This is a genomic window from Alicyclobacillus tolerans (assembly GCF_900142255.1).
GTDB classification, from domain to species: domain Bacteria; phylum Bacillota; class Bacilli; order Alicyclobacillales; family Alicyclobacillaceae; genus Alicyclobacillus_I; species Alicyclobacillus_I tolerans.
Map to the genome: position 1 here is coordinate 95,360 of NZ_FRAF01000003.1, position 18,343 is coordinate 113,702.

17 protein-coding genes are annotated in these 18,343 nt (G+C 46.1%); 12 read left to right on the forward strand and 5 right to left on the reverse strand.

The features are described from left to right. Positions 1-31 precede the first annotated feature (31 nt). The gene (locus BUA75_RS02550; protein WP_207549689.1) at positions 32-1,042 is read left to right on the forward strand and encodes a sensor histidine kinase; all 1,011 of its coding nucleotides are present in this window, start codon (positions 32-34) and stop codon (positions 1,040-1,042) included. After that, entirely contained in the window at positions 1,017-1,673 is a 657-nt protein-coding gene (locus tag BUA75_RS02555; protein WP_072873021.1) for a response regulator, read from the forward strand. The genes BUA75_RS02550 and BUA75_RS02555 overlap by 26 nt, the downstream gene beginning before the upstream one ends. A 59-nt stretch (positions 1,674-1,732) precedes the next feature. On the opposite strand, the gene BUA75_RS02560 is transcribed toward BUA75_RS02555, so the two are convergent. Continuing rightward, positions 1,733-2,182 (reverse strand): hypothetical protein, encoded by a 450-nt coding sequence (locus tag BUA75_RS02560; protein ID WP_072873022.1) that lies wholly within the window; start codon positions 2,180-2,182, stop codon positions 1,733-1,735. A 146-nt stretch (positions 2,183-2,328) separates the two neighbouring features. Then, positions 2,329-2,601 carry a hypothetical protein gene (locus BUA75_RS02565; protein ID WP_072873023.1) on the reverse strand — a complete coding sequence of 91 codons (273 nt, stop codon included), beginning with the start codon at positions 2,599-2,601 and terminating at the stop codon, positions 2,329-2,331. 387 nt (positions 2,602-2,988) lie between these two features. Here BUA75_RS02565 and BUA75_RS02570 point away from each other — a divergent pair, with 387 nt between their 5' ends. Continuing rightward, positions 2,989-4,272 (forward strand): MFS transporter, encoded by a 1,284-nt coding sequence (locus BUA75_RS02570; RefSeq protein WP_072873024.1) that lies wholly within the window; start codon positions 2,989-2,991, stop codon positions 4,270-4,272. A 77-nt stretch (positions 4,273-4,349) separates the two neighbouring features. Here the strand turns inward: BUA75_RS02570 and BUA75_RS02575 are convergent, their stop codons facing one another. After that, the gene (locus tag BUA75_RS02575) at positions 4,350-4,826 is read right to left on the reverse strand and encodes a DinB family protein (RefSeq protein ID WP_072873087.1); all 477 of its coding nucleotides are present in this window, start codon (positions 4,824-4,826) and stop codon (positions 4,350-4,352) included. A gap of 196 nt (positions 4,827-5,022) precedes the next feature. Between BUA75_RS02575 and BUA75_RS02580 the strand changes: the two genes are divergently transcribed. Together BUA75_RS02580 and BUA75_RS02585 are read left to right on the forward strand one after the other, a co-directional pair. After that, positions 5,023-5,850 carry an undecaprenyl-diphosphate phosphatase gene (locus BUA75_RS02580; protein ID WP_072873025.1) on the forward strand — a complete coding sequence of 276 codons (828 nt, stop codon included), beginning with the start codon at positions 5,023-5,025 and terminating at the stop codon, positions 5,848-5,850. Positions 5,851-5,986: 136 nt separating this feature from the next. After that, positions 5,987-7,216: an MFS transporter gene (locus BUA75_RS02585; protein WP_072873026.1), complete on the forward strand. Its 1,230-nt coding sequence runs from the start codon at positions 5,987-5,989 to the stop codon at positions 7,214-7,216. 56 nt (positions 7,217-7,272) lie between these two features. Here the strand turns inward: BUA75_RS02585 and BUA75_RS02590 are convergent, their stop codons facing one another. Both BUA75_RS02590 and BUA75_RS02595 read right to left on the reverse strand, forming a co-directional pair. Beyond that, the gene (locus BUA75_RS02590; RefSeq protein WP_072873088.1) at positions 7,273-8,448 is read right to left on the reverse strand and encodes an aminotransferase class I/II-fold pyridoxal phosphate-dependent enzyme; all 1,176 of its coding nucleotides are present in this window, start codon (positions 8,446-8,448) and stop codon (positions 7,273-7,275) included. A 61-nt stretch (positions 8,449-8,509) separates the two neighbouring features. Then, on the reverse strand, positions 8,510-10,351 hold the full coding sequence (locus BUA75_RS02595) for a glucosaminidase domain-containing protein (RefSeq protein ID WP_072873027.1): 1,842 nt from the start codon (positions 10,349-10,351) through the stop codon (positions 8,510-8,512). A gap of 235 nt (positions 10,352-10,586) precedes the next feature. On the opposite strand from BUA75_RS02595, the gene purN reads away from it, so the two are divergent. From purN to BUA75_RS02630, 7 genes are all read left to right on the forward strand, one after another. Further along, positions 10,587-11,162: a phosphoribosylglycinamide formyltransferase gene (purN, locus tag BUA75_RS02600; RefSeq protein ID WP_072873028.1), complete on the forward strand. Its 576-nt coding sequence runs from the start codon at positions 10,587-10,589 to the stop codon at positions 11,160-11,162. A 60-nt stretch (positions 11,163-11,222) separates the two neighbouring features. After that, on the forward strand, positions 11,223-12,629 hold the full coding sequence (locus BUA75_RS02605; RefSeq protein WP_072873029.1) for an amino acid permease: 1,407 nt from the start codon (positions 11,223-11,225) through the stop codon (positions 12,627-12,629). 178 nt (positions 12,630-12,807) lie between these two features. Further along, positions 12,808-13,491: a phosphoadenylyl-sulfate reductase gene (locus tag BUA75_RS02610; RefSeq protein ID WP_083574033.1), complete on the forward strand. Its 684-nt coding sequence runs from the start codon at positions 12,808-12,810 to the stop codon at positions 13,489-13,491. Between the two features lie 36 nt (positions 13,492-13,527). Then, a complete protein-coding gene (gene sat, locus BUA75_RS02615; RefSeq protein WP_072873031.1) occupies positions 13,528-14,688 on the forward strand; it encodes a sulfate adenylyltransferase in 1,161 nt (386 codons plus the stop codon). After that, positions 14,681-16,405 (forward strand): NADPH-dependent assimilatory sulfite reductase hemoprotein subunit, encoded by a 1,725-nt coding sequence (locus tag BUA75_RS02620; protein ID WP_072873032.1) that lies wholly within the window; start codon positions 14,681-14,683, stop codon positions 16,403-16,405. Before sat ends, BUA75_RS02620 begins: the two co-directional genes overlap by 8 nt. 33 nt (positions 16,406-16,438) lie before the next feature. Then, positions 16,439-17,548, forward strand: coding sequence for a uroporphyrinogen-III C-methyltransferase (gene cobA, locus BUA75_RS02625; RefSeq protein WP_072873033.1), 1,110 nt, complete (start codon positions 16,439-16,441; stop codon positions 17,546-17,548). Continuing rightward, the gene (locus tag BUA75_RS02630) at positions 17,545-18,330 is read left to right on the forward strand and encodes a sirohydrochlorin chelatase (RefSeq protein ID WP_072873034.1); all 786 of its coding nucleotides are present in this window, start codon (positions 17,545-17,547) and stop codon (positions 18,328-18,330) included. The genes cobA and BUA75_RS02630 overlap by 4 nt, the downstream gene beginning before the upstream one ends. The last annotated feature ends 13 nt before the right edge of the window (positions 18,331-18,343 follow it).

Consider the following 18,343-nt stretch of genomic DNA (forward strand, 5'->3'; position numbering starts at 1 on the left):
AAAAATGCGACTGACGACTACCTTCGTAAGTGTGTCCGTGTTTACGGCAGTACTTGGTTTTACTCTCGGAGATTTGTCCGAACATCATGCCGATTTCATGAGTTTGCTTTTCATCGCGCTGATTGTTCTTTCTCTTATGCTCAGTTATCTGTTTGCTCGCGGATATCGTATCCGCATGGGAGATATTGAAGAAGCGGCTATTTTGCTTGCTGTTGGTCGGTTGCAACATCGTATTCAAATTTTCAATCAACAGGATGAGATTGATCGTCTCGCCATCGCATTTAATCGAATGAGCGAGATTTTGCAACAACAGGTCAGCCAATTGCAAACACTCGTCGCTGAAAATCAGCAACTTTTGAAAAAAGCTGAACTAGCAGCTGCGGATGCAGAACGTCAACGATTGGCTCGTGAATTGCATGATTCGGTCAGCCAGCAACTTTTTTCGCTGTCGCTGTTAGCTGAATCTGCACTTGTCGAAGCCAAGCACGATGCCCTCAAATCGCTGTTGCAGCAAATGGCCGATCTCGCTCGCCAAACTCAAAGGGAATTGCGATCGCTGCTGCTGCATCTGCGTCCTCTCCCGCTCGCTAACCAGTCTTTGGAAGAAGCTGCCGAACAGTTTCTTGACAGCGTATCTAAACGTCATCATATCCAAGTTCACCAATCTTTTCATGTACATGGTTCTATGCCAGAATGGATGGAACAAGAACTGTTTCGTATTCTCCAAGAGGCTGTTTCCAATGCACTGAAGCACGCCGATGCTACGGAAATTCGCGTGCAGTGTATAGAGCAAGAGGCAGCTTACACGTTTTCCATCTCGGACAATGGTAATGGGCTCCCTTTTTTAGCTCTTAACCCTATCGATGAATCTACAAAAATCTCTGCCGACCATTATGGATTGTTGAGCATGCAGGAGCGTGCTGAGCGTATGGGAGGAAGGATTGATTGGATTGAGCAACAACCGGGTCTCACGGTACAGGTGACGATACCAAGATTACCGAAAGGAGACGGGGCGTATGACGATAAAAATCTGGATTGTTGACGATCACGCTGTGGTTCGGCAAGGGTTACGAGCGATACTGGAATTGCAACAAGATTTTTGCGTGGTAGGGGAAGCTGGAAATGGACAGGAAATGTTGTGCAAGTGGCGAGATTATCCTGGAGATGTCATTTTACTCGATCTACTTATGCCACATATGGATGGTTTAGAGACTCTGCGCCGGTTTAGGGAAGTCGGCAATTCTGCACCCGTAGTCATGTTAACCAGTTCTTTAGAAGACAAATGGTTACTGGAAGCCTTGAAATTTGGAGCCGCTTCCTATCTTTTGAAAACTGCCCATCCTACAGAGATTGTAGAAGCCATTCGGACAGTCACTTCCGGAAAAACCTACCTGCACAGCGAAGTGCAACCTTGGCTTGTGGAAAGTTTTTTCCAAGCGGAGAAAAAGGTCGCACACCAAGAACTGACTGCTCGCGAACACGAGGTCTTATCCTGTTTAGCCTCAGGAATGAGCAATCAGGAAATTGCCGACACACTCCATATAGGTATCAAGACCGTAAAAACGCATGTAGGGAATATACTGTTAAAACTGTCTGTGCAAGATAGAACCCAGGCAGCCATCTATGCGATTCGCCATGGACTCGACAAATGTTCTCCTTTCTCTTCTTCCTAAACGGCAAAAGCATAGGCGCCATAGAATGTCAATCGCATGGCGCCCCTGTAGTAGTGAAATCAATGTGGCTTAAATGCGGCCATCATCAGAATGGTCAAGAGAATGAAAGAGTTTAAATGAAGGACGGAAGTGTAGGTTTGAGTAGAGCCAGGGGAACGAGAAGCAACCATCCGATTGCGCACAGTTTTGCCCAGCCAACGCAATACAAAGACGCTCAAAATAAGCGCCACAATACCCATTCCCTGCATATACGTCAACCAGAAGTAACTCAACTTGGCCCGCGGTTCGACTAGAAAGGAGAGCACGGTACCACTCACAGCCGTTAATAATGCCGACCACAGGGAGACTCGGTCAAAAGTATCAAACAGCGATTGAAGGATGTCAGCATTCCATGAATCAGGAAGTTTGCGAATCTTGGCCCAGAGAATGGAAAAGAGAACTTGTCCCCCAAACCAAAGTGCTACGCCCAGAATATGTAATAGCCACCAAAAGGCATGAAATGTATGCATAACCTACCTCCTGTGAATGATTCCACGCTCCACTGTTTATATTGAGTTCATATACATACTGCCAAGTTCTTCACGTAAATGCAATCTACAGAAATAAAAAAATGCAGACATCATTTTGAAGCGATGTCTGCAGTATTACAAAAGATTTACTCTTTGTTTTTGCTGTTTTCTAATTCACTCACCGTTGATTTGGCTTCTTCCAAGCTTTCTGCAGCTTCCAGCCAAGGTTTTTCCTGACTATTTGATAAAGCGCCAAGCAGTCCCTTTTCAGCGTGTTGAATAGCGTGCTCGGCTTGGGAAAGCATGGTTATTGACGGATGGGACAAAGCCTGTTTACTGGCTCGCACCGCACTTTCCACAGCCTCTTGAGCGTCAGACAGAGGACTTTGTGATTGACGACTGCGATCGACACGATTCATAGGTGGGCTTCCCTCGCTTTCATAATTAGCCGTATTAGTATGTCCAAATCAGATGTGTACATGCCATGAGTTGGTGATTCTGTTAATTTGGGGCTTGCTATGGTGAGCATCGACAGCTATACTTAGCGCAATATGATTTTCGGAGGTGGCAAGACCTTGCGTACAGAGTTGGGCGTACATTCAGCACGAATCATGACGGTAAATTCTGCCCGTCTGTCTTTTAGAGGCTTGCCACGTATCACTTAGAATTCCAGTTTGTACGGTTACTGGGAGAGTGTCGTAGGCAAGCGTGCTTACGACACTCTCTTATTTGTCTGGAGAGAAGTGTTTCCTCACGCTTGTCTCGCTCTGCTCCCTTAACATGGAGAGTTGAGAGAGGGGTTTCACATGAATTGGAAGTCACTCCATCCTAATATTCGCATTCGGGCGTTGGTGTTCTTTTTTGTCGGAGTTGGCCAGTCAACAACGATTCCCTTTATGGGAATCTATTTTGCGAAAGCGTTTGGTGCCGATTTAAGTGGTATCTTGCTTGCCTTAAGTATGGTTCTTGCTCTGCTTGCCAGTTTGTTTGGCGCTTATTTTGCCGATCGCGTAGGGCGACGTAAAATTTTACTCAGTGCGGAAGCTATGTTTGTTTTGATCTATCTAGTCATGGCCATGGCAAATAGTCCATGGTGGTCCTCCGCTACGTTGACGTTGATAGCGTTCACGCTAGGGAATATGTGTTGGGGGATTTATGGACCGGTCGACGAGGCAATGATTTTGGATGTAACGAATCAAGAGTCGCGGGCGTTTGTTTTCACACTGTTTTATTGGCTGATGAATCTAACGTTGGCCATCGGATCGGCCATTGGAGCAATTTTCTTTTATCCTTATCGGTTTTGGCTGTTTCTTGTCATGGCATGCGTTGTGTTTGTCAATTGGTGGATTACTTACCTGTTGATTGCTGAAACTTACCAACCAATGCCGCTGCAACATGGCAAGGGCGGACTGTCACAGGTCCGTCATACGATAAAAACTATCCTTCAGGATAAAGCATTTTTGATTTACTTTTTTTCGACAGTGGCTGTGGCTACAGTCGAAAATGAATTGCCAAACGACATTGGTGTCCATCTGTTGCGGACATTCCAACCGGTGCAACTCCATGTCTGGCACTGGATGATATCACTCACAGGAATTTCTGTGGTTGGGTTTTTACAAACTGAAAACACGATGATTGTTGTTTGTCTGGCGTCTCTTGCAGTTTTTGTCAGTCGCCGCATGTCTAAAAAACGTGTTTTGTTGTTGGGAATTGGATTGAACACGGTGGGTTTTGCGTTACAGTGTTTCTTTACCAATGCCACCAGCCTGTTTTTCTTGATGGCTGTAGCTACTGTAGGTGAAATTTTCAATGTACCCGTTCGTCAATCGTTTGTTGGAGATATTGCACCAGATGATGGGAAAACGATGTATCTGGCTCTGATGAGCGTTGCTTGGGGACTTGGCCGAGTACTCGCTTCAGCAAGTATTACAATTGGAGCCCATCTCTCTGGTCTGGGGATGGCTATTTTAGTAGGTATGATGGGTGGATTGGGATTGTTTGGTTTTTATCAGCTCGCACAAAAGACTGAGACGCAAATCCATCATGCTCGTTTAAGTTCGGATATGATCTCGTTCAGAGAAGATGGATAAGCTATGGTCTTATTCACAAACGCCCCGTGTGCAAGTCGATGCGTACGGGGCATCATCTATCAGATGCAGTGGAGGCTTTACGCTCTTTTCATAAACATAGGCATCTCTTGGACGCCAACCATTCTTGCATAAACAAATAGTTGCCCTTTGTGGTGGATCTCATGGTCAATCATTATGGACAGTACAGTCTTCCCTTGCAAAGGTTGGCCTCCACCAAACATTTCTGTTCCTTCCACTGGTTTTTCTAAATGTTCCTGGGGAATGGCAAGCAGAGTGTTTTTGGTTTCTTCGGTCATATGTGCCGCAAGTTGTCGCAGTTCGTCAAGCGTAGTTGGTTTAGCCGCTTGTTGTCCGCTTGGGCGCTCAAAACGACCAGCTTTCACAGCTCCGCTAAACATTAAGCTGGATCCATGCATATGAACGATTAAATCGGCTAAGCTCAGAGCACCATCCCAAGGCTTGAAATGAAGAGCGCTCTCCGGCAGCTTTTGCAGGATATCCAGTGTCACATTACGGTGCATAAACCAGTGTTGAGTCACCTGCTCACGATTCATCTGATATCTAGCCTCCCATATGTAAACTCTTTCTTTTCTATGATAATCAAAGAATGGGATGGCGGCAAATTTGGCGAATTTTTTAGCAAATGAATGACGAAGTTTGACAAAAAAACGGCATTTCGGTCGACATGTCTGGTTATCCTTCGGTATAATCGCAGAGAACTGTCCATCTCTGAAAGGATGAGCGAAACCCATGCATGCCTCGCAAATTTATATCTACGCGCTGGTGCAAGGCATTACCGAGCTGTTCCCCATCAGTAGTGTAGGTCACGGTGTCATCTTACCTTATTTATTTCATTGGACCAGCATCTCTGGTTCCAAGCAGTTTCTGCCCTTCATTGTCATGTTGCACTTGGGCACTGCTCTTGCGTTACTCATCTATTTCTGGAGAGACTGGGTGGACTTGATTTCTTCCCTGTGGATGAGAAAACCGCATGAACGCAGGATTCTTGGCTTAATTATTGTGGCTACCATACCAGCCGCCATCATTGGTAAACTGCTTCAACACAAGTTTGCAGAACTCTTTCCTAATGCCTTATCAGCCTCTATTTTCCTCATTGTCAACGGTTTTGTCCTGTTTCTGGCCGACAGGTTACGCAGACGCAGAGCCAGCAAGGAAATTCAGCAAATTTCTTATGTTCAAAGTTTCTTTATTGGCATTGTGCAGGCATTTGCTCTCATCCCTGGTTTTTCCCGATCCGGTATCACGATGACGGCGGGACTCGGTACGGGGCTGTCTTATGAAGAATCAGCTCGCTTTTCTTTCTTGCTCGCTACACCGATCATAGCTGGGGCAGGTGTATTGGAAGTTCCTAAAATGCTGAAAAGCAATTCCAGTGCCATGCTTCATTTAGGACTGGTGGGCGGTCTTTTGGCAGGGATTGTGGCATTTCTTTCAACAGCCTTCCTGATGCGTTATTTCAGCACGCATGAAGTCAAAGCGCTTCGTCCGTTTGGTTGGTATTGTATCATTGTTGGAGTGATTGTAGCGATTATGGCGCTTTTGCATCTGCATTTCTAATTTTTTATAACAAACAATTCAGAGGTAAATGGATTCCATTCAAGTGGCGATTCGTCTGTCTGCGTCATGGCAGCGAATCGCCCAGTTCATTCTGCACTCTACCTATGGATGTTCGATTTAGGGAAGGGGAACATCAATGGCTAATGAGATAACAGCATCGAGTCGTTCCATTCGTTCGGGGGCAGTATGGACGTTCAGTGCGACTCATTTAATGAATGATTTAATGACAACCGGTATGGTGCCAGCGCTTTTGCCTGTTTTTAAATCAGCCTTTCATTTGAGTTACGCGGAAGCGAGTTTGGTTGTCCTTTTTTCTTATTTGACATCTTCTGTCTTACAGCCGTTTTTTGGAGCTTTGACGGATAAACATCCCTGGCCCTGGATGCTGCCGATGGGAATTTTTCTCTCCTGCGCAGGCCTGGCCGCAGCTGGTCTTGCTCCCACATATGTATGGTTAACTGTAGCCATCTGCATTTCTGGCTTGGGTTCTGGAGCTTTCCATCCCGAAGCGTCGCGAGGCACACATCTAGCATCGTCTGGCAGGGCTAAGGGGTTGGCACAATCTATTTTTCAGGTAGGCGGTAACAGCGGGCAGGCACTTGGACCCTTGGTGGTTTCCTTATTTATTTTGCCTTTGGGCAGGCGTGGGCTGACGTGGTTTTTTATCCTCGCGTTACTCGGTTTGTTTTTAACCTTAAGAATTTTACCTTGGTACAAAAAGGGGACTTTGCAGGAACGGAGTAATCGTAAGTCTATTGTTGGCGAAAACCACGTCATTGGTATGGTGATGATGGTTTGGGTCATCATTTTGCGTTCTTGGTGTCAAATTGGTGTAGCGGGATTTTTGCCCTTTTATTTTGATAAGTTCCATGTGCCAGTAAGAATTTCCGAGTTATATGAATTCGTTTTTTTGGCAGCAGGCGCTTTGGGAACTTTTCTTGGCGGCCCGCTCTCCGATCGGTTTGGTAAAAAAACATTGCTAGTTGCCTCTATGGTCTTGGCGATTCCGTTTGCTTTTCTTGTCCCGCATGTGCGTGGATTTTGGGCAGTCCTTGTGTTGTTTGGTTTTGGATTGTCCGTTCTTTCGTCTTTTGCAGTTACGGTGGTTTATGCGCAAAGATTGCTTCCACGCAGTGTTGGGCTAGCCTCAGGGTTGACGATTGGTTTTGGAGTGGGGGCAGGTGGGATAGGCGCTTTTTTCCTTGGTACCCTTGCAGATACACTGGGTGTTTCTAAAGTGTTTTACTTGCTTGGATTTTTGCCATTGATTGCAGCCATTCTGTCCATACTTTTGCCATCGGATAGGAAATTGGAAGCTCAAGCTGCTGCCATGGCTATTCATGGGGAAAATGAAAATACCAACTAAGCATACCCGCCGCATCATAAATGTGCGGCGGGATTAAGGACATGTATGATAAGGTTTTACCGATTCACGGCATGAGAAACACTTTTCAGGTATACACCAATTCTTTGAGCGGCTTCTTCCAGTCGATGGACGGGCTGTACCAATGCTAAGCGTACATACCCCTCACCTTCACTGCCAAACGCGTTTCCTGGTGTCATGGCCACCCCCGCTTCACGGAGCGCATTCAAGGCAAACTCTCGTGATTGAAAACCATCAGGAATCTTAGCCCAGATAAACATGGTGGCTGGAGACTTGGCTACTGGCCAACCAACATTTTGTAACGCCTCACAGAGACGGTCGCGTCGATGAATATATTCACTCAGTTGCGCTTCAAATAATTCATGTGGAGCTAGAAGAGCATCAATGGCTACGCGCTGAAGGGGGAGAAAGTTGCCGAAATCAATATGCGATTTGAGCAATGCCAATCGTTCGATCCCATCTCGATTGCCACATAGATAACCAATTCGACAGCCAGCCATATTAAATGTCTTGGATAACGAATTAAATTCGACGCCCACCTCTTTGGCGCCAGGTATGGAGAGAAAGGAAATGGGACGAACGCCATCAAAAACGAGTTCAGAATAGGCGAAATCGTGAACAATGAAAATATCGTGGCGTTTGGCAAAGGCGACTAACTGCTCAAAAAATTCATGGGTGGCTAAAGCCGTCACAGGATTACCAGGATAGTTGACAATCATCATTTTAGCGCGTGCCAAAATGCCCTCGGGTATATCTTCAAGACAAGGTAAAAAATTATTTTCTTCCAAAAGTGGAATGGGATAGGGGGTTGCGCCGGCGAGACGGATGGAAGCATCGTAAATAGGATAGCCAGGATTGGGAACCAATGCGATATCGCCTTCGTTAAGCAGGCACATCGGCAAATGCGACAAACCTTCTTGCGTACCGGTCAATTGCAAGACTTCATGTTGAGGATCGAGTTGCACATGATAACGGCTAGCGTAAAAATGTGCGACTGCGTCAGAGAAAGATTCTAACCCTGTGATGCTGTATGCGTAGTTGGCTGGTTGCCGGACATAATCTCCTAATTTTTCCATGACCAAGGCTGGCGGAGGCATGTCCGGACTGCCCACGCTGAGATCGATAATATCGACACCATTTTTTTGCAAACGCCTTTTTTCAAGAGCTAGTTCAGCAAAAATGCCAGTTTCTAAAGTAGCAAGTCGCTTTGACATAGGTACGGTCACAATGACACCTTCCTTAAGTTGCCGCTCTGGGCTTCTGTCTAATGGCAGTTTACGCGTTTGCAGAATTTTGTGCTACCTTGTTCACGGTGATATTCTGACTTTCAATATAACCTGTTTCAGGTGTTCCGGTCAGAGGGTTGACATAGTCAATCAGCAGCATATCCTGACTGGCTGCGTTATAGCTTGGCATGACCACCCAGGAACCGGTATGCAATGTGGTTTCCAAATTACTGTTAGCTTGGGCGTTGCTGTAAACCGGAATGGATTGATTCGCTTTCGAGTTTAGTTGATAGATGTTGTTAAATTGCAAGTTCTGACCCATTACCCAGCCCGTATGGTTGCTGCTCTGAATTTTATACCAAGCAGTAACATATCCCTGCCAGAATCCTTGTTCCATTTGCAAGACTTGAACTTGCATTCCCGAAATCCAATTGCCTGTTGGCGTGTTGTCAAACGAGGTGAGCGCCGTGTCAGGATTGTTGTATATCGGGATAAGAGAAGAAGTTGTGGCAGATTTCAGCATAGCAGAAGCACCGTTAAAAGAAAAAACAGGTTTGTTGCTGTCCGGTTCTGGCGGTGAGGCCGATCCCGGTTGGTAGAGTGTGTATTGATTGAGATGAAGTCCAGCAAATTGGGAAATCATTCGCATGAGTTCGCCGATTTGCAAGCTCCAGGTGGGGTCAGTTGCGTAATTTTGGTTCATGCCATCTAGTGTGGGGGATTCGTAATACTCAGGACCGCCTGGATTGAGGTAAGTATTACGTACAAACCAAGCCTGGAATTGAATGGTGTATGTCTTGCTTGGAAAAATGCCTCCGTCGGCAAACGGATCGGCATCATATGCTCCATAACCGTAAAGGTTGTTTTTTTTGGTAGCCAGACTATTGGTGCCCCAATTGCTCTCCAGAATTGCGTGGGCCAGCAAATATGTAGCATTGACGCCATAAGTTTGGGCTGCTTGCAGGATAGCTTGACCGAGTCCCTGTAAGCCAGAGTTGGGTACAACAGACTGGAGAAAGGCATTGATTTTGTTGGCAGTCAAACCAGCTGGCGCAGGTGTACGCAAATCAACTTGACGATAAGGATCCTCGTAGTTACCGGCCCATTTGTCTATATATGTGCCATTTTCAGCAATTTGGTAGAAAACAGTGTCGTTAGGCGTGCTACCTTGTACAGCATTGAGAGAAACATAGGTTGCTCCAGGAACAGCAAAAGAAGGTGCGGGAAATGAGTATCCTGGTAAAAAAGAGGCCGCGAAATATTGATCGTCCATTAAAGACCAGTCGTCTTTTGGCCAGACGACCACCTGGTTCGTTGAGGTGTTGACAACATAACCTACATTGCTTGACTGAACGGCAGCTTCAGCTTGTATGAAGGAAGTGTAGTCCACAGGTTGACTGGTTGGGCTTTGATAAGCAGCATACTCAGGAATTGAAGCAGCAGGATTGACGTTAAATGTCATTGTCCATGTCTTTCCATTCCATTTACTTTGGATACCAATGGCCGTCAGCGCCTGCTGAATATACCAGATGGGTATGTATGTGGTTGGCGCCCCTGAATCAGGATCAATCGCTACCAGAGTCGGGAAATGCTCAAGAGGGGTTTCATTGAGTATTAAACTGTCTGTAGCATGGTTTTGCGGCGGCAGTATGGACGGATGGAAATGGCTTGAGGAAGTGATTGTCCATAGATGGCCATTCCATTGGCTGACAAAACCTAAAGGTTTGAGCGCTTGCATGACATAATAGAGCGGCATATAGGTAGTTTGCTGGTAGACAAATCCATACGGTTGTTCAACGGTTTGCCCATTGACGATAATGGACTTTTTGGACATGGTATAGTTGGGTGTCGCCGCTTCTACTATCGGTGTGCCAGTCAACGCGAAAAACATACAGGCACTCCCCAAAAGACGTTTCATTTTGGGGTGTCGATCACGATATTTCCTAGGATACAGCAAAAATGTTCACGTCCTTCGCCTGTGGATGTCCCTCTGGATGCAAATATCGCCTACAGCGTTAAGGGGGAAATTCGCTCTAAACGGCCAATGTCCTACTGTGTATGGTGCAATACCATGAATTACATATTGCGTGTCGATCGAATATGTCCGAGATAGGAGAGATGATAGCTTGCGTATCGCATTTTTGGCTTCTCATAACGGGAGTAGTATGCGTTATCTTGTTGAAGCGGTTAAAACGGGAATTTTGTCAGCCGAACCAGTGCTTTTGATTGCCAGCAGGGCAGACAGTAGCAGTCTTGCATATGCTGCTGAAAATGGGATCCCGCATGTGATAGTGAACGCTCGAGATCACCATCCATATGCTTCTGAAGATGAAGCTGTTTGTGCTCATTTGCAGGAAGCCAGACCGGATGTAGTCGTACTCTCAGGTTATATGCGAAAAATCGGATCGAAAACTTTGGCAGCGTTTGAAGGGCGTATTCTTAATATACATCCAGCTTTGCTTCCGAAATTCGGAGGGCAGGGCATGTATGGTATTCATGTACATCAAGCTGTTCTTGCTTCAGGGGAGCGAGTAACGGGGGCAACTGTGCATCTTGTAGATGCAGAGTACGATCACGGTCAAATTTTAGCTCAAACCACTGTACCAGTTCTACCCAATGATACACCTCAGTCATTAGCGGAGCGAGTGAAAGCGCAGGAAGGGCCGCTTTACTTAAAAGTACTCACCAACTGGCAACGTTAAAGTATAGTATAATAGTAGGAAAATCGCGAGAGAGACTAGAGTTTGCAAAGGATGCTGATGATGCAACAAAATCAGGATGTTACCCATACTGTAAAAAAGCCGTTGCGACGAAGCTTGGTCAATCGACAAGTACAAATGCTCGCCATTGGCGGTGTGATTGGGGTAGGGTTGTTTTACGGAGCGACTGTGTCCGTTGGGCTGGCAGGTCCAGGTGTCATTCTTGACTTCATCCTCTGTGGCATTATTGTAGCTATTGTGATGCGGGCGCTCGGTGAAATGACTGTCCATCAGCCAACCTCTGGTTCATTCAGTGAGTTTGCGGGGGAAGCGTTTGGAGCTCGTATGCGTCTGATTATGGCAGGTATGTGGTGGTTCTATTGGGTAGCTACCGTGATGAGTGAGTTAGCAGCAATTGGTAAATTGATTCAGTTTTGGTTGCCTAACTTTCCGGTGTGGTTGCCGGGTGTCATTGCTTTGGCGCTTTTCACCATTACCAATCTCCTTGCGGTGCGCGTATTTGGTGAATTGGAATATTGGTTTGCTGTACTGAAAATCATGGCCATTTCTGTCTTTATTATCTTTGGACTGCTGTTTGCCTTCACAGGCATCTTTCGTGGAGGAGAAATTCTAGGCTTGACTAACCTTTATGCTCATGGTGGTTTTCTGCCGCACGGCTGGCTTGGTGTTGTGATGGCTGTTTCGCTGGTGGTTCAGGCATACAGTGGTGTGGAAACTCTGGGAGTTGAAGCGGGCGAGTCTTCTAAACCTGAAAAAGTCATGCGCCGCGCATTTCGCTCCGTTACTGTAAGGATTGCCATTCTCTATGTCGGTTCGATGTTTGTTGTACTCACCGTGATTCCTTGGCAACACCTGATTGGCAGCAATTCAAGTCCCTATGTCATTCTTTTCAGTCGAATAGGTATACCTTTTGCTGCATCCTTGGTCAATTTGATTATTGTCCTATCGGGATTTTCTTCCTGTAATACAGGACTTTACGGTGGTAGTCGTATGCTGTATGGAGTGGCTCAAGAGCGTAATATCGAGAAAATTCATTTAACACGTTTAAACCGTCATCAGGTTCCTAGTGTGGCAGTTTGGTTAACGGCTCTTGCCATTTCGGTAGGCATTCTTATTACTTATCTAGCACCTAACAACGTCTATGTCTGGATTACGAGCGCCTCAGCGTTTGCTTCATTGTTTACTTGGTTGATGATTTTGCTGACAGAAGTCGTTTTACGCCGGCGAGCTCAACAAAATGGTCAGACTCTTAGTTACGCCATGCCCTTTTGGCCCATACTTCCCTGGATAGGTATCGTCCTTGTGGCCGGTGCTATCTTAGCCATCTTCTTATCTCCCTTGACACGTGTTTCCGTCTTTGCCGGTCTCATTTGGTTGGTACTGATGATTGTATATGCCAGTGTGCAAGTAGCTCGGCAGCGATTGAACGTAAAATCGATTCACTCTTAAGCTGCGGACTTCATCAGAACCAATCTGGGTCTTCATATCCAAAATTTAACCCGCGTCAGCGGGTTATTTTTTTGCCTATTGACCTCGTAGGTCGCTGGCCATACAATAGGAATAAAATTAAAGTATTCCAATCGGAATAATAATAAAGAGGTGTGGGAATAACGTGAGAACTTTAGCCATCAGTCCAATTGAAATTGAATCATTGGCAGCAACGTATGAAAATGCTTCACCGCAAGAGATTTTGCGTGAAGCTTTGCACCGTGTGGAAAATATAACTCTCGCCTGCTCTTTTGGCATTGAAGATATGGTTTTGCTCGACATGCTCAGTCAATTAAGCCCAAATCCTAACGTGTTCTACTTAGATACAGATGTTTTGTTTCCTGAAACGTATGCGTTATGTAACGAGGCGATAGAACGCTATGGATTGACCCGGCTACGGCAAATCAGGCCCGCTTTGACCTTGGAAGAACAGGCAGAACAGTATGGAGAATCGCTTTGGCAGAGCAATCCCAATCAATGCTGCGATTTGCGCAAAGTACAACCGCTGACACGTGTTCTGCAGGAATATGATGGTTGGGTTACGGGCATTCGCCGTCAGCAATCGCCTACGCGCGCCAATGCACAGGTCTTTGAGGTCGATCACAAATTTGGCTTGGTGAAAGTCAATCCGTTAGCCACGTGGTCTGAGAAAGATGTGTGGCGCTATGTTCATGAACACCAGGTACCCTACAACCCTTTGCACGATCGCGGTTATCCCAGTATCGGCTGTTTACACTGCACACGTCCTGTCAAACCAGGTGAAGATTCACGTGCTGGTCGTTGGGCGGGATTTGATAAGACAGAGTGCGGTTTACATCAGTAACGGATCGGCTAAAGAAAGATTAGGAGTGGTATAGATATGGAAGCGCATGGCGGACAACTGGTTTCTAGAGAATTACGTGGAGAAGAACGTGCAGAACGGATTCGCGAAGCTCAGGATTGGAAATCCATTGTACTTACGATGTGGGCACTCTCTGATTTGGAGTTAATTGGAATTGGTGCCTTCTCTCCCTTGACAGGATTTCAAGGGGAAGCAGACTATTGGTCGATTTTAGAGAATATGCGTCTACAAAATGGCACCGTATGGCCGATTCCTATTACCTTGGCTGTTTGTGAAGAGGAGGCCCATCAAATCAAAATAGGAGAGATGGTTGCCCTCTATGGAGAAAACGGACAAATTTATGGGACGCTTAGAGTAGAAGAAAAATATAAGGCAGACAAACTTCGTGAAGCACAAGCAGTGTATCGTACAACAGACAAGGAACATCCGGGTGTTGCTAAATTGTTGGCACGTCCTGATGTCTATTTGGCTGGCCCCATCGAAATTTTAAATCGTCCGCAAATTTCTCAATTTTCATCTCATACGTTCGATCCGGTTGAAACGCGGCGCATGTTTGCAGAACGCGGCTGGCGGAAGATTGTTGGATTTCAAACGCGCAATCCAGTGCATCGTGCTCACGAGTTTATTCAAAAATCAGCCTTGGAAATTGTGGATGGACTGTTTCTTCAGCCGCTTGTAGGTGAGACGAAAGCAGATGATATTCCAGCTACGGTAAGAATGAAGAGTTATGAAGTGTTGCTTCAACACTATTATCCGAACGATCGCGTTTTACTAGGTGTCTATCCTGCCGCCATGCGCTACGCTGGTCCGAGAGAGGCAGTGCTGCACGCACTGGTCAGGAAAAATTATGGTTGTACGCACTTTATTGTAGGTCGCGATCATGCTGGCGTGGGCAACTATTACGGAACGTATGATGCGCAGAAAATTTTTGAACATTTTTCCGAGCAAGAATTAGGAATTGTTCCGTTGTTTTATGAGAACAGCTTTTTCTGCAGCAAGTGTGACACCATGGCTTCAGAAAAAACGTGTCCGCACGATGAGGAATATCGCTATATCCTCTCGGGTACGAAAGTACGCCAGATTCTTCGCAGTGGAGAACGTCCTTCTTCGAAATTCACTCGACCTGAGGTTGCTGATGTTTTGATTGAAGGATTGCGGGAGGCGATAACGGTTGGCTGAGCAACATTCCTCAGAAACAAAACTATCCAAAGTAGAAATTATCAAAAAGAACAGCCGGCATCTGCGTGGAACTATCGAGGAAGCGCTACAGGATGGCAGCAGCCATTTTTCTGAAGAAAATGTGCAAGTATTGAAGTTTCACGGTATGTATCAACAGGACGATCGCGATTTGCGTGCAGAAGCCAAGCGGCTGGGCAGGGAACGCTATTATTCTATGATGATTCGCGCCCGGATACCGGGAGGTCGTTTGAATGCAAGTCAGTATCTGGAATTTGATAATATCGCAGATACTTACGGCAATGGAACATTGCGCATTACTACTCGGCAGACATTTCAGGTACACGGTATTCTGAAGGAGAATGTCAAATCCACGTTGCAGCACCTCCATCAGGTGTTGATTACCACCCTTGGTGGTTGTGGTGATCAGGTGCGCAACATTATCTGTTGTGGCAATCCGCTTGAAAATGGTTTCCGCAAGCAAATTCATAGTGATTTGCACAAAATGGTCTCGCAATTTAGTGCAAAGACAAATGCGTACCACGAAATATGGTTAGACGGAGAGCGATGGAAAAGCGAAGAGGACTTGCCGGAAGAAGAGCCGTTATACGGCGAAATCTATCTGCCTCGCAAATTTAAGATTGGTTTTACAGTTGAGGGCGACAATTGTGTGGATATCTATGCGAATGATTTGGGAATTGTAGCACATCCAGACCCCGCGGAGGAAAAGGTGGAGGGATACACGTTGCTTGTAGGAGGCGGTATGGGCCGAACCGCATCCATTCCCGATACGTATCCGCGCTTAGCGACACCGCTTTGTTTTGTGACACCAGAAGAACTAGCGCAGGTATCCATGGAGATTGTCAAAATTCAACGTGATTTTGGAAATCGCAACGACCGACGCTATTCTCGTTTCAAATATTTGCTGGATGAGCGGGGGATCTCATGGTTTCAGGAAGAGTTAGAAAATCGAGTGGGCTATCGTCTGGCTTCGCCTCGGCAGCTTGTTTGGTTGAGTGGCTCCGATCATCTTGGCTGGCACTCTTTGAAAGATGATCAATGGTATTTGGGTCTATTTGTTCGCAATGGACGAATAATGGATACCCATGATATGCGCCTCAAAAGTGTATTGAAAGAATTATTGGAGACGTACGAATTCGATATACAGTTAACTTCACAGCAAAATTTGCTTTTGGTTGGCATTCACTCGCAACAGCGAGATGAGGTGGAGAAAAAATTGCGAAATGCGGGTGTCCATTTACCAGTGGATTATTCACAAGCGGTTCTTCACTCCATGGCTTGTCCCGCGCTTCCAACTTGTGGTCTTGCGACCGCTGAGTCGGAGCGGGTTTTTCCAGAAGTTATGGAACGGATGGAAAAATTATTGGCGGAGACAGGGCTTTCCGAGATTTCTTTGCCCATCGCCATTCGTATGACAGGTTGTCCTAATGGCTGTGCCCGTCCTTATATTGCCGATATTGCTTTTGTCGGTCGAACACCTGGCAAATACGATATCTTTTTGGGTGGCGGAATCTTGGGAAATCAATTAAACATGCGTGTACTTGAATTGGTTCCAATAGAGAAACTTGATGAGGTTTTGCGCCCCGTATTGCAAGATTATGCGGAAACCGCTGCAACCCATGAAACGTTTGGAGCCTATTGTCATCGAGTTGGTTTGGACGGTCTGCGCGCTAAGATGGAAGCAGCAGTGATTGGATAACATCTGCAAATCAAAGCTGGGAGGAGGGAGGTTATGAATGGGAAGGTGTATCTGGTTGGTGCTGGACCAGGTGTTTCAGGTCTCTTGACTTTACGGGGAAAAGAGGTCATTGAAACGGCCGACATTCTTTTCTATGACAGACTCATCTCGCCTCGATTGTTCAGCTATGCGTCTCCACAGGTTGAGGCTGTTTATGTAGGTAAAGCCAATCGAAAACATACTATGCCTCAAGAGGAAATCTGCCGATGCTTGATCTGTGCAGCACGTGAAGGAAAGAGAGTGGTCCGTCTTAAAGGTGGCGATCCGTTTGTGTTTGGCAGGGGCGGGGAAGAGGCATTTGCGTTAAGAGAAGCAGGTATTGACTACGAAATTGTGCCAGGCGTGACTTCCCCAGTAGGAGCACTTGCATATGCAGGCATCCCACTTACGCATAGAGGATTGGCCAATTCCTTTACTGTTGTCACGGGTCATCAGATGAGCAATGATGAGTTGCTGGATTGGCAGAATGTATGGAACCGTAGCGATACGCTGGTAATTCTCATGGGACTTGAACAATGGCCGGAAATCTCGCAACGTTTGTTGCTTGCAGGCGTACCAGTAGAGACCAAAGCTGCCATTCTTCAAGCCGGATCGACCGCATTACAAAAACGCGTGGACGGTAATTTGGCTAATATTGGGATACGCTCCCAAAAAGCAGGGATTCACTCGCCAGCGCTTGTCGTTCTTGGGGAAGTGGCGGGATTGGCCCCTATTCTCGATTGGCAGTCGTCCCAACCTTTATTTGGATCACGTATTTTAGTTGTGACTCGTGATAGGGCATTAGCTGACCACTGGGTGCGCCGTATAGAATCACTTGGCGGTGAAGCCATGGATATTGTCTTTGAGGAGAATAGACATGTTTTGCGGCCAGCAGCCTTAACTGCGTTGCAGCAACTTTGGCAACCTGAAAGTATACATGCAGTGTGGATAGAAGGGGATATACCAAGGAAATCTCTAGACCTTTTTTTCCCTGCTGCATGGAAAAATCATTTGCAGACGCTTGTTTGGTGGGATGGAGAAAAAGTTGCTCAATATTTGGAAAATAATCAGGATGTTCTTTTTATAAATAGAGATGCCAAGTCAAGCAGGGAGGCGTTTGCATGAAACGCGGCGTGTTGCTGGTTGCTCATGGAACTCGAGTGCCAGCAGGCGTTTTAGCGGCGACTTGTTTTGCGGAAGGTGTAGCCAATAGGCTAAAGGCGCAGAATCCATTATGGGAGAATGTGCTTTGCCGATTGGCTTTTTTAGAAATTTCCACACCTGATATCTATGCAGTTGCTACCCAAATGTATCAGCAAGAGGGCATTAGAGAACTTTATATTTTGCCGCTCTTACTGCTCAGTGCTGGACATGCGCTGGCAGATTTACCGCGTATTATCGATGATATACAGAGAGATTGTCCTCATCTTAGAGTACGAATGTCATCACCATTAAATGATCATGAGAGGCTGGTAAAAATTTATCAGCAACACATTCATGATGCATTACAGCAGGAATCGGGAATAGATGCCCTTCTTTTTGTGAATCGTGGTTCCTCGTATCCACATTCCTATCGGATTTTTCAACAGATCGTTCAGCAGACGAGCGCTTCGTTTCCTGATTTGAAAAAAACATCTGCCTTTTTCGCTGGCTTAGGAGCAGGATTATCGAGAGCTTTTCATCGCCTTGAAAAGTCTGGGGTAAGAGAGTGTCTCGTCTTGCCGCACCTGCTTTTTCCTGGACGTCTCTCTGCTCAATTGGATCGTCAGTTAAAGGAATGGGCTATGGGACATGCTCATTTACATTTTCGTTCGGCTCCACTGCTTGGTGAATCGGATGAATTGATGGATGTCTATGCCAAGCAAATAGTTCTCTTCAGCTTGAGAAGAGCAGTGCAAACCGTGTGACCAGGGACATCCC

Bases quoted from the DNA above. Each gene is read 5' to 3' on its own strand.
- BUA75_RS02555 (WP_072873021.1), top strand. From the start codon at position 1,017: ATGACGATAAAAATCTGGATTGTTGACGATCACGCTGTGGTTCGGCAA.
- BUA75_RS02560 (WP_072873022.1), bottom strand. From the start codon at position 2,182: ATGCATACATTTCATGCCTTTTGGTGGCTATTACATATTCTGGGCGTA.
- BUA75_RS02565 (WP_072873023.1), bottom strand. From the start codon at position 2,601: ATGAATCGTGTCGATCGCAGTCGTCAATCACAAAGTCCTCTGTCTGAC.
- BUA75_RS02570 (WP_072873024.1), top strand. From the start codon at position 2,989: ATGAATTGGAAGTCACTCCATCCTAATATTCGCATTCGGGCGTTGGTG.
- BUA75_RS02575 (WP_072873087.1), bottom strand. From the start codon at position 4,826: ATGAATCGTGAGCAGGTGACTCAACACTGGTTTATGCACCGTAATGTG.
- BUA75_RS02580 (WP_072873025.1), top strand. From the start codon at position 5,023: ATGCATGCCTCGCAAATTTATATCTACGCGCTGGTGCAAGGCATTACC.
- BUA75_RS02585 (WP_072873026.1), top strand. From the start codon at position 5,987: ATGGCTAATGAGATAACAGCATCGAGTCGTTCCATTCGTTCGGGGGCA.
- BUA75_RS02590 (WP_072873088.1), bottom strand. From the start codon at position 8,448: ATGTCAAAGCGACTTGCTACTTTAGAAACTGGCATTTTTGCTGAACTA.
- BUA75_RS02595 (WP_072873027.1), bottom strand. From the start codon at position 10,351: ATGTTTTTCGCGTTGACTGGCACACCGATAGTAGAAGCGGCGACACCC.
- BUA75_RS02605 (WP_072873029.1), top strand. From the start codon at position 11,223: ATGCAACAAAATCAGGATGTTACCCATACTGTAAAAAAGCCGTTGCGA.
- sat (WP_072873031.1), top strand. From the start codon at position 13,528: ATGGAAGCGCATGGCGGACAACTGGTTTCTAGAGAATTACGTGGAGAA.
- cobA (WP_072873033.1), top strand. From the start codon at position 16,439: ATGAATGGGAAGGTGTATCTGGTTGGTGCTGGACCAGGTGTTTCAGGT.
- BUA75_RS02630 (WP_072873034.1), top strand. From the start codon at position 17,545: ATGAAACGCGGCGTGTTGCTGGTTGCTCATGGAACTCGAGTGCCAGCA.